6 protein-coding genes are annotated in these 11716 nt (G+C 68.4%); 1 reads left to right on the forward strand and 5 read right to left on the reverse strand.

The window, feature by feature from the left end:
* Positions 1-154: 154 nt before the first annotated feature.
* Positions 155-2662, reverse strand: coding sequence for a glycogen/starch/alpha-glucan phosphorylase (locus tag K6V06_RS18780; protein WP_222245696.1), 2508 nt, complete (start codon positions 2660-2662; stop codon positions 155-157).
* A 424-nt stretch (positions 2663-3086) separates the two neighbouring features.
* On the opposite strand from K6V06_RS18780, the gene K6V06_RS18785 reads away from it, so the two are divergent.
* On the forward strand, positions 3087-4247 hold the full coding sequence (locus K6V06_RS18785) for a DNA topoisomerase IB (protein ID WP_222245651.1): 1161 nt from the start codon (positions 3087-3089) through the stop codon (positions 4245-4247).
* Positions 4248-4290: 43 nt separating this feature from the next.
* Here K6V06_RS18785 and K6V06_RS18790 read toward each other — a convergent pair whose 3' ends face one another.
* The 4 genes from K6V06_RS18790 to glgB all read right to left on the reverse strand — a co-directional run bounded on the left by K6V06_RS18790 (position 4291) and on the right by glgB (position 11704).
* Entirely contained in the window at positions 4291-4680 is a 390-nt protein-coding gene (locus tag K6V06_RS18790) for a response regulator (RefSeq protein WP_222245652.1), read from the reverse strand.
* A 210-nt stretch (positions 4681-4890) separates the two neighbouring features.
* Positions 4891-7185 (reverse strand): 4-alpha-glucanotransferase, encoded by a 2295-nt coding sequence (gene malQ / locus K6V06_RS18795; protein WP_222245653.1) that lies wholly within the window; start codon positions 7183-7185, stop codon positions 4891-4893.
* Between the two features lie 16 nt (positions 7186-7201).
* Entirely contained in the window at positions 7202-9298 is a 2097-nt protein-coding gene (gene glgX / locus K6V06_RS18800) for a glycogen debranching protein GlgX (RefSeq protein WP_222245697.1), read from the reverse strand.
* Positions 9299-9415: 117 nt separating this feature from the next.
* On the reverse strand, positions 9416-11704 hold the full coding sequence (glgB, locus tag K6V06_RS18805) for a 1,4-alpha-glucan branching protein GlgB (protein WP_222245654.1): 2289 nt from the start codon (positions 11702-11704) through the stop codon (positions 9416-9418).
* Positions 11705-11716: the final 12 nt, after the last annotated feature.

Here is an 11716-nt window from a genome sequence, read left to right on the forward strand (position 1 = left end):
ACAACCGTACGGGTTGCAAGAAAGAACGGTCCGACCCAGATCCCAGCGCTCTCCCACGGGCTTGAGGTCCCAGAGGGCAGTCGGGCTACTGAGCCGGTCCAAATCCCAACCATTAAGATACAAGGGCGCTCCGGCGTGCGACAGCGAACGTCGCTTACCCCAGCCGTCCGGTGGCGTCATCGTTCTCCCGGTGCACCCGCGTCCCAGCCGTGCTCATGGCGGCGCGGTGAAGCAGCGGAACCTGCACACGCCCGACCTGCCAGACCCGTTCGCAATACTCCCGGATCGCCCGGTCGGACGAGAACCGGCCGGAGCGGGCGCATGACAGCACCGACATGCGCTGCCAGCGGGCCTGGTCGCTGAAAGCGGTCGACACGTCCTGCTGGCAGTGGATATAGGAGGCGAAGTCGGCCAGCAGCATGTACGGATCGTGCCGCAGCAGGTCGTTCATCATCGGCTGGAATACCGAGGGGTCGCCACGGGAGAAGAAGCCCTGGCCGATCAGGTCGATCACCGCGCGCAGTTCGGGCTCGCTCTCGTAGAAGGTCTCCGGCCGGTAACCGGCCTCCTTCATCGCGTACACCTCCGAGGCGGACAGCCCGAACGGGAAGAAATTGTCGGCGCCGATGGCCTCGCGAAGTTCGATATTGGCGCCGTCCATCGTGCCGACGGTCAACGCGCCGTTCATGGCGAACTTCATGTTGCCGGTACCCGACGCCTCCTTGCCGGCCAGGGAAATCTGCTCGGAGAGGTCGGCCGCCGGATAGACGCGTTGCCCAACCGTCACATTGAAGTTGGGCAGGAACACCACCTTCAGCCGGTCGCGCACCTGGGGATCGCTGTTGACCACGTCGCCGACCGCGGTGATCAGCCGGATCATCTGCTTGGCGTAGTGATAGCCGGGCGCGGCCTTGCCGGCGAACAGGAAGGTGCGCGGCACGATCTCGGCGTGCGGGTCCGACTTGAGCCGGTGGTACAGCGCGACGATATGCAGCACCGCCAGATGCTGGCGCTTGTACTCGTGGATGCGCTTGACCATCACGTCGAACATCGAGTCCGGATCGACCGTGACGCCGCAGCTGTCACGGATCAGGCGGGCGAGGTCCGACTTGTTCTCGCGCCGGGCGGCGCGCCAGCGCTCGCGGAAGGTGCTGTCCTCGGCCAGCGGCTCCAGCGCGCGCAGCCTGGCCGTGTCGTGGATCCAGTCGTCGCCGATGGCCTCGCACACCAGCCCGGCCAGGCGCGGGTTCGACAGCGCCAGCCAGCGCCGTGGCGTCACGCCGTTGGTGATGCTGGTGAATTTCTCCGGCCACATCGCGTGAAAGTCCTTCAGCACGTCCTCGCGCATCAGCCGGGAATGCAGCTCCGCCACGCCGTTGATGGTGTGGCTGCCGACGCATGCCAGATGCGCCATGCGGACCTGCTTGTGGCCGTTTTCGCCGATCAGCGAGAGCCGGGACAACCGGGATTCGTCGCCGAAGTAGCGAATGCGCACTTCATTGAGGAAGCGCGTGTTGATCTCGTAGATGATCTCCAGATGGCGTGGGAGGGTGCGCTCGAACAGCGGCAGCGGCCAGCATTCGAGCGCTTCGGGCAGCAGGGTGTGATTGGTGTAGGCGAAGGCGCGCCGGGTGATGGACCACGCCTCGTCCCATGCCACGTCATGCTCGTCGATCAGCAGTCGCATCAGTTCAGCGATGCCGATCGCCGGGTGGGTATCGTTCAGCTGCACCGCGAACTTCTCGTGGAAGCGGGTGACGGGCATGTTGTGGGTGGCCAGCAGCCGCAGCATGTCCTGCAGCGAGCAGGAGACGAAGAAATACTGCTGCTCGAGCCGCAGCTCCTTGCCCTGCTCGGTCTCGTCGTTGGGATAGAGCACCTTGGTCAGGTTCTCGGACGTGACCTTCTTGTTCACGGCGCCGAGATAGTCGCCGCGGTTGAACACGCCGAAATCGAACGCTTCGGTCGCCTCGGCGCGCCACAGGCGCAGCGTGTTGACCGTATTGACGCGGTAGCCGAGCACCGGCGAATCGAACGGCACCCCCACCACCGTCTTGGCCGGCACCCAGCGGACCCGGTAGTGGCCGCGATCGTCGGTGTAGTGCTCGGTATGGCCGCCCAGCTTGACCTCGACCGCCCATTCGGAGCGCTGGATCTCCCACGGATTGCCGTGCCGCAGCCAGGTGTCGGTGCTTTCCACCTGCATCCCGTCGACGATGGACTGATGGAAGATGCCGTACTCGTAGCGGATGCCGTAGCCCAGCGCCGGGATTTCCAGTGTGGCCAGCGAATCCATGAAGCAGGCGGCGAGGCGCCCCAGGCCGCCATTGCCCAGGCCCGGCTCCGGCTCCTGCGCCAGCAGCGTTTCCAGGTCCAGCCCCAGTTCGGCCATGGCCTCGCGCACCTCGTCGAAGATGCCAAGGTTGACCAGGTTGTTGCCCAGGTGCGGCCCGATCAGGAATTCGGCGGACAAATAGGCGACGGTACGCGACGGGTGGCCCAGATAGGCCTCGGCGGTGCTGATCCAGCGCTGCACCAGCCGGTCGCGCACGGTATGCGCCAGCGCCTGGTAGAGGTCGTTTGCGCTGGCAAGCCCGGGCAGCTTGCCCTGGGTGTAGAAGACGTGGTCGAGGAAGGCGCGCCGGATGGTGGCGCCCGTCATCGCGGTGCGGGTGTCCTCGTGACTGTCCAGCGGGACCATCTCGCTGGCGGCGTCCCGGCTCGTGTCGTGCTGGTCGGCTTGATCGGCTTGATCGGCCTGCTCGCTGTCGAGGGAGCGGGCATGTGCGGCTTGCGGCATGGCGGTCCTCCGGAAAACCAAGAAGGGTTGCAAGAGCCGTTCCTTGAGTGCGAGACGGCTTACCTTGCGGCAGCGGCCAAAGCCAGGTTACCGCGCTGCAATCTTTGTAAAAAGCGGCGTGGAGTTTTCAAAACGGTGCAAAGGCAGCTGCCGGATGGCTCCGCTGTCGTCCTACTCCTACAGCGCATTCCGCCGGCCCCTCGCATCAGGACCGCGCTGCCGGGGGTATGTTACGAAGCGTAGATCCTCCGGCGCCGAGCGGCGCCTCATCGTTACCTGTTCCCGCATGCGCGCCTCTTCGCTCGACGGCACCGCGACTGGCACCGCCCGCAGTCGAACCGGGACGCGCGCGCCGCGCGCGGACGCCGACGGGCCCTCCGCGGCCAGGGCAGCGCGCCCGCAGGAGGGCAGGTTTGCCGATACCGTTCCCGAGGTGCCGCCGGGACTGCGCTACGTCAACGACACCGGGCCGGGCATTACCCGCAAGCTGTCGCGCGGCAAGTTCCAGTACTTCACGCCGGATGGCAAGCCGATCAAGGACCAGGAAACCATCGCCCGCATCCACGCGCTGGCGATTCCGCCCGCCTACGAGGACGTGTGGATCTGTCCGGATCCCCGTGGCCATCTGCAGGCGACCGGCCGGGATGCCCGCGGGCGCAAGCAGTACCGCTACCATCCGGCGTGGATCGCGCTGCGCGACGAAAACAAGTACGATCGCCTGCTGACCTTCGGCCGCGCCCTGCCCAGGTTGCGCCGGCGCGCGCGCCGCGATCTGCAGCGCAGCGGCATGCCGCGCGAGAAGGTGCTCGGCGCGGTACTGTTGCTGCTGGACCAGACGCTGGTGCGGGTCGGCAGCCGCCGCTATGCCCGGCAGAACCGCACCTATGGACTGACCACGCTGCGGCGCCGCCATGTGCAGGTGCGCGGCAGCCGGCTGCGCTTCATGTTCACCGGCAAGAGCGGCGTCGAGCACGACGTCACGCTGCGCGACCGCCAGCTTGCCCGCATCGTCCGCGACTGCGCGGATCTGCCGGGCCAGCATCTGTTCAAGTACCGCGATGAGGATGGGGAAATCCGCGAAGTCGGCTCCGTGGACGTCAACGCCTATATCCAGGAGGTCACCGGCGGCGACTTCACCGCCAAGGACTTCCGCACCTGGGCGGGCAGCGTCCATGCGCTGGCGGAGCTGCGCAAGTTGCCGGAGGCGGGCAGCGACACCGCGCGCAAGCGGGCGATCGCCTCGACCATCAAGATCGTGGCGAGGCGCCTGCGCAATACGGTGGCGGTCTGCCGCAAGTGCTACGTGCATCCGGCGGTGGTCGACGCCTATATGGAGGACCGCATGGCGGCATGCGAGGCGTGCCGGCGCGCGGCCGCCACCCTCAGTATTCACGAGACGCGGCTGCTGACGCTGCTGGAGGCGGAGAAGGCGGCCGATCCGGCCTGATCCGGCCAGCGTCGACGGCGCGTCATGCAACCCGTCGCGGCGGTCAGCGACGGCCGGGCTCCCGCCGCTCGGCACGCTGGCGCCGTTCGGCCATCGCGTCCTCGATCAGTTCGACCAGATCGTCGGGCGAACAGGGTTTGCGGCAGCAGCGGACCACGGGGTTAGGTGGCTGCGGCACAGCGGCCAGACTGGTGTGGATGACGACCGGAGTCTCGCGCAGCGCGGTGTCGTCCATCAGCATGGCGCACAGCGCTGCACCGTCTGCGTTCGGCATCAGCCAGTCAGTGACGATGACATCCGGATGGAGGCGCCTCGCCTGTTCGAAGCCGGACAGGCCGTCCTCCGCCACCTCCACGACGTAGCCGTGCTTGCGCAGCGCGAGGGAGACCGCGTAGGCCGAGATAGGGTCGTCTTCGACAAGCAGTAGGGTCAACACGGGTCTGCCTGTTCCATCATGCGGTCGTGAGTTGGACGGTCGAATTCCAAAAGAGACGCAAGGGGCGGGCCAGCCGCCACACATGTCACTGCGGGGTTGCGGTCGCGGCCTGCTTCGAGGAATCGGCGGCGGGCAGGCCCGCTGCACGCCGGGAGAGGTGCCCGGCGCCGCGTAGCGGATTTGCAATCGAGTCTGGATTTTTCAGCGTCAGGGCTGCGAGCCCGGCGTCGCCTTGCCGGTGCGCAGCGCCTCGATGCGCCGGCGCACGGCCGCCTGCGAGAACAGCGTCTTGACGTCCGCCCCGAGCCGGCGGCGCCAGTTCGGGTGTTCGTCGATCGTGCCCGGCAGATTCGGCTGCTCGACTTCGCCAAGCAGATCCTCCAGCGGCACGATGCGCAGCGGGGTGGGCGCGCGGCCGACGAAGGCGAGGATGGCGGAGATGGGCGCGCGGTCCGCCGAGGGCGTTGCGCCCTTGCACAGGCCCGCTTCGCACAGCGCGGTCCATAGCGCCTCGCGGTCGGCGGCGCGTTGGGCGCGCGATGCCTGCTCGGTTTCACCGGGGCCGAGCTGGTCCAGCCGGGTACGCCAGGTGATGTCCTGACCCGACCACCAGCCGGCGATGGTAGGCAGGTCGTGCGTGGTGGTGGTCGCGATGGCGTTGGGCGGCCACTGCTGGGGCTGCAGGAAGGCGGGGGTTTCGCTGTCCTCGGCGCTGTCCTCGGCGCTGGCTTCGGCGCTACCGTCGCCGCTGCTGCCGCCGGTGTCTTTCGCGCCGGCACCGCCGTCGTTGCTGCTGGCGTCCTCGTTCTCTTCCTTCTCCGGTTCGGCGCGCTCGAACCACAGCACGTCGATCCCCATCATGCCGCGCGCCTCCATGGTCGCGTTGAATGTCTGCGGCACCGTGCCCAGGTTCTCGCCGATGATGACGGCCCGGTTGCGCCAGGATTCGAGCGCGATCAGCCGCAGCATGTCGTCCATCGGAAAGCGCAGGTAGGCGCCCGCCTGCGGCGGCGCGCCCTCGGGCACCAGCCAGACGCGCGCCATGCCGAGCGCGTGGTCGATGCGCAGTCCACCGACATGCCGCAGGTTGGCGCGCAGCATCTCGATGAATGCCTCGTAGCCGTGCCGGCGCAGGCCGCGCGGCGAGAACAGCGTGATCCCCCAGCTCTGGCCGTTGGGGTTGTAGACGTCCGGCGGCGCGCCGGCCGAGAACCCCTGCAGCATTTCTTCCTGCCGGGTCCAGGCGTGGCTGCCGGTGGGGTCGGTGCCGACCGCCAGGTCCCCGATCAGCCCGATCGCCATGCCGGCATCGCGGGCGCTGCGCTGGGCCGCGCGCAGGCCGTCGGCGGTGAGCCACTGCACGAAGATGTGGTAGCCGATCTCCTCCTCGTGCGCGCTGGCGAAGGCCGTCAATGCCGCGTCCTGTGGCGAGCGATGGGTGACCGGCCAGCGGCGCCAGTCCGCGGCCATCTGCTTTTGCGTGGCCGAGCCGGCCTGCGCCAGATGCTGCGCCTGCAGGGCCTCGAACGCGGCATGCGCAAGCAGCGGCTTGCCGCCGGCGGCGCGGAACTGGTCCAGGTCGCGCGCGGCCTCGGCCGTCAGCAGTTGCTTGCGTTCGTTCCACAGCCAGCGCAGCACCGCCTGCCGCGCCTGCGCCAGCGCGGGCCAGTCGATTTCCGCGGCGCGTTCCAGCGTCTGCAAGGTGCCGGAGAGCTTCAGCGCGGACACCGCGCGCGCCACCGCGGCATGGCCGAATACCGGCGCGGGATCGGCATACAGGCCGTTCAGGAACAGCCGGCTGGACGGCGCGTAGGGACTGGAGCGCTCGGGGAACGCGGCAAAGCCGGCGTGCAGCGGGTTGATCGCCACGGCATCGGCGCCTTCACGGGCCGCGGCCTCGGCAAACATCGCCAGCGCGCTCAGATCGCCCAGCCCGGCCGGCATGCCGCGGCGCAGCCCGTAGAGCTGCACGGAGACGCCCCACGGGCGCCGGGCCTGCCGCTCCGCCTCGGACAGCCCAAGTTCGCGCACCGCGTCCGCCACGCCGTAGCAGCGCGGCGGCGCGACCGCCAGCGTGACGACGCTGTCGCCGATCAGCAGGCGGTGGTAGCCGGCGATGTCGATCGGTGGCAGTTCCAGCGATCCATTGGCATCGCGCTGGGCTACGCCGTTGCGCACGCTGCCGTCTTCCAGCTCCACTCGCCACGGCTGCTCGGGACGGGTGTGGACCAGCGGCACGCGGATCGGCTTGTTCTGGTCGGCCGTCAGCAGTGGCGGCAGCGCCATGGCGGTGTCCTCGGCCAGCAGCCTGGCGCGCGACGCCTCGCACTGGCCGATGGTCTTGCAGGGCAGCTCCAGCCGCTCCAGCACGGTGCGCAGCGACTCCTCCGGAACCGTCTGGTCACGCCCCTGCGCGTCCTGCCAATGCACGAGAAGGCCGGCGCGTTCTGCCAGCAGGTGTAGCGACGCGATGGCGGCGTCGGGGTGGGCTTGGCGGGGCATGATGCGTTTCCTGGCGTTAGTCGTGCCGGGGCAGCGTGGCTGACAACAGGGCCAGCGCGTGCGCCTGCACGGTGTGCGTCTGCCCGTCGAGCCGGGTTTCCGGCGCTTCGGGCTGCGCGCTATCGAACAACTGCGTCCATTCCAGCACGGGTTCGGGCAGGCGAAACTCCACCGCTTCCGCGCCGGCATTCATCAGCAGCAATGAGAGATGGACCGCGCCGTCGGCACCGCGGCAGGCGCGGCGCAGCGACAGCGTGCGATCCTCGGGATTCGACCATTGTTCCGGTGTCATCGGGGTGCCTTCGGTGCAGAACCAGCCGATGTCGCGCAGGCCGGGTGCGAACTCGGTCCGGCCATGCAGGAACTGCCGCAACGAGAACAGCGGCAGCCTCGCGCGCAGAGCCAGCAGCCGGCGCATGCAGGCGATCATCGCCTGGCCGGCCTCGGTGCCGGCTTTCTCCCAGTCCAGCCAGGACATCATATTGTCCTGGCAGTAGGCGTTGTTGTTGCCAAGCTGGGTGCGCAGCCACTCGTCTCCCGCGGTCAGCATCGGCGTGCCCTGCGACAGCAGCAGCGTGGCCATCATCGCACGGGCGACGCGCAAGCGGGTAGCGAGGATTTGCGGGTCGTCGGTATCTCCTTCGACGCTGCCGTCCTCGCTCCAGTTGGCGCTGGCGTTGTCGTCGGTACCGTCGCGGTTGTCCTCGCCATTCGCTTCGTTGTGCTTGCCGGCATAGCTGACCAGGTCCCACAGCGTGAAGCCGTCGTGCGCGGTGACGAAGTTGACCGAGGCCCAGGGTTTGCGATAGCGGCGATCGAACAGGTCCGCCGAGCCGGTCAGCCGCGCGGCCAGGTCGCCCCGCTGCCCGGCGTCCCCGCGCCAGTAGCGGCGCACCGTGTCGCGGAACTTGTCGTTCCATTCGGCGAAGCCGGGCGGATGATTGCCGACCTGATAGCCGCCCGGGCCGAGGTCCCACGGCTCGGAGATCAGCTTGACGCGCGACAGCACCGGGTCCTGCAGTACGGCGTCGAAAAAGGCCGCACCGGGATCGAAGCCGTTGCCTTCGCGGCCCAGCGTGCTGCTCAGGTCGAAGCGGAAGCCGTCCACGTGGTAGCACTCCACCCAGTACCGCAGCGAATCGAGCACCATCTGCAGCACGCGCGGGTGCGCCAGGTTCAGCGTATTGCCGCAGCCGGTGTCGTTGATGTAGTGGCGTTCCTGCCCCGGGACGAGCCGGTAGTAGCTGGCGTTGTCGATGCCGCGCCACGACAGTGTCGGCCCCATCTCGTTGCCCTCGCAGGTGTGGTTGTAGACCACGTCGAGAATCACTTCGATACCCGCCGCGTGCAGCCGGCGGATCGCCACCTTGATCTCGTTCAGCTCGCCGGTGCTCAGATAGGCCGGCTCGGGCGCGAAGTACGACAGCGTGCTGTAGCCCCAGTAATTGCGCAGGCCGCGCTCGACCAGGAAGCGATCCTGCAGGAAGGCGTGCACCGGCAGCAACTCGATGGTGGTCACGCCCAGATGGTGCAGGTGGTCGATGAAGCGCGGGTCGGCCAGCGCCGCGAAGGTGCCGCGCTCGTGCGGCAGCAGGTCTTCGCGCAGCATCGACAGCCCGCGCAGGTGCACCTCGTAGATGACCGTCTTTTCCCACGGCACGGCCGGGGGCCGGTCATCGCCCCAGTGAAAGCTCTCGTCGACCACCACCGCCTTGGGCATCATGGGCGCGCTGTCGCGGCGATCCTGCGACAGGTCGCCCCGGGCGCTGGGCAGGCGGTATCCGAACAGCGCATCGGCCCAGCGCGGCGAGCCGGTCAGCTTGCGCGCATACGGATCCAGCAGCAGCTTGGTGGGATTGAAGCGATGGCCGTACTGCGGTTCATGCGGGCCGTGCACCCGGTAGCCGTAGAGCGTGCCGAGCGAGGCGCGCGGCAGATAGCCGTGCCAGACCTCGTTGGTGCACTCGGGCAGCGGCAGGCGCGCCAGTTCCTTGCGGCCATTCGAGGAGAACAGGCAGAGATCCACCCGCGTGGCATTGGCCGAGAAGACCGCGAAGTTGACGCCGAGCCCGTCCCAGGTCGCTCCCAGGGGATACGGTTTGCCGGGCAGCATCGTGGTGTCGGTCGGGAACGGCAAATGCGGCTCTCCTCATCAAGGCGGTCTCGGACAGGAACACGGACATGTGCAGGGCAGGGGCGCGGCGCTGCCGATGCGCCGCGACCCTGAAGCTCATGGCTGGTAGCGCAGCAGCACCGTCGCCAGCGGTGGCAGCGTCAGCGACACCGAGGCCGGGTGGCCATGAGAAGGTTCGGGGCGCGCGTAGACGTTGCCGCCATTGCCCAGGTTGCTGCCGCCATAGCACTCCGCGTCGGTATTCAGGCACTCCTCCCAGCGGCCCGCGAACGGCACGCCGAGCCGGTAGTCGTAGCGCGGCACCGGCGTCATGTTGACCACCGCCAGCACCACTTCCGTGCTGCCCGGGCCGGCCTGGCGCAAGTAGGCGAACACGCTGTTCTGCTGGTCGTCGCCCACCACCCAGCTGAACCCTTCCGGCCGGTGGTCCATCGCGTGCAGCGCCGGCAAGCCGGCGTACAGCCGGTTCAGGTCTCGTACCAGGTGCTGCATGCCGCGATGCGACGGGTGGTCCAGCAGTGCCCAGTCCAGCTGGCTCTCGTGGTTCCACTCCAGCCATTGCGCCAGCTCGCAACCCATGAACAGCAGCTTCTTGCCGGGATGGCTCCACATGAAGCCGAAGTACGCGCGCAGGTTGGCCAGCTTCTGCCAGTGGTCCCCGGGCATCTTGTTGACCAGCGAGCCCTTGCCGTGCACCACTTCGTCGTGCGACAGCGGCAGCACGAACGCCTCGGACCACGCATAGACCAGGCCGAAGGTCAGGTCGTGGTGATGCCACGGACGGTGGATCGGCTCGTAGGACAGATAGCGCAGGGTGTCGTGCATCCACCCCATGTTCCACTTGAAGGTGAAGCCCAGGCCGCCGCTCTGGACCGAGCCCGTCACCGCCGGCCAGGCGGTCGACTCCTCGGCGATGGTCATCGCGCCGGGGCATCGTTCGCGCACCACGGTATTCAGTTCGCGCAGGAAATCCACCGCTTCCAGGTTCTCGCGGCCGCCGAAGCGGTTCGGAATCCATTGCCCGGCCTGGCGGCTGTAGTCCCGGTAGAGCATCGAGGCCACCGCATCGACGCGCAGGGCATCGATGTGGTACTCGCGCAGCCAGTGCAGGGCGCTTGCCAGCAGGAAGCCGCGCACTTCGTTGCGGCCCATGTTGTAGATCAGCGTGTTCCAGTCCTGGTGGAAGCCCTCGCGCGGATCCTCGTGCTCGTACAGCGCGCTGCCGTCAAAGCGCGCCAGTCCGTGCGGATCGGTAGGGAAGTGCGCCGGCACCCAGTCCAGGATTACGCCGATGCCAGCTTCATGGCAGCGGTCGACGAAGCGTGCGAACGCCTGCGGGGGGCCGAAGCGCGCGGTGGGGGCGAACAGCGACAGCGGCTGGTAGCCCCAGGAGCCGCCGAAGGGGTGCTCGGTGATCGGCAGCAGCTCGATATGGGTGAAGCCCAGCTCTTTCACATAGGGAATCAGCCGGTCGCCGAGGATGTCCCAGCCATGCCGGTCGTCGTTCGCTTCGCGGATCCACGAGCCGGCATGGACCTCGTAGATCGACATGGGCGTGCTGTACGGGTCGGCATTGGCGCGCTGGGTCATCCAGCCCTGGTCGGTCCAGGTAAAGGGCATCGCCGATTCGCCCGGACGCGTCACCACCGACGCCGTGCCGGGCGGCAGTTCGGTCGCCAGGGCGAGCGGGTCGGCCTTGTCCGGCAGCGGATTGCCGTCGGCGTCGCTGACGTCGTACTTGTAGCGGCTGCCGGGGTGCACCCCCATCGCGGCGGGCACGAACAGTTCCCAGACGCCGGAGCCATAGCGCAGCCGCATCGGATGGCGGGCGCGGTGCCAGCCGTTGAAGTCGCCGATCACGGCGACGCGGCTGGCGTTGGGGGCCCAGACGGCAAAGCGCACGCCCTCGACGCCGTCGACGGTCATCCACTGCGCGCCCAGGCAGCGCCCGAGCTCCAGGTGACGGCCTTCGCCGATCAGGTGCAGGTCCAGCTCGCCCAGCAGCAGGCCGAAGGCATAAGGGTCGGCGCTGATCTGCCGGGTGCCGTCGCCCCAGGTGATATCGAGGCGATAGGCGCCGGAGCCGCCGGCCTGGGGGATGACACCCGTGAAGATGCCGCCGGGGTGGGCGCAATGCATCGGTCCGAGTTCGCGGCCTTCGGCATCGACCAGCGTGGCCGAGCGTGCGCCGGGCAGGCAGGCGCGCACCACCACCCGGTCGCCTTCGTGATGGGGACCGAGCATCGAGAAGGGGTCGCGATGGCGCGCGCCGAGCAGCGCCTCGTACTGCGAGGCAAGCTGGTGAGCCTGATCGTGGCGCTGCAGGCGCGTCGCGGCGGCCTCGCGGCTGGCGCTGTCGTCGGGACTCTGAACGGATTTGACCATGATCGTTGCCTC

The sequence above is a fragment of the Cupriavidus sp. AU9028 genome, assembly GCF_019795295.1.
Taxonomy (GTDB): domain Bacteria; phylum Pseudomonadota; class Gammaproteobacteria; order Burkholderiales; family Burkholderiaceae; genus Cupriavidus.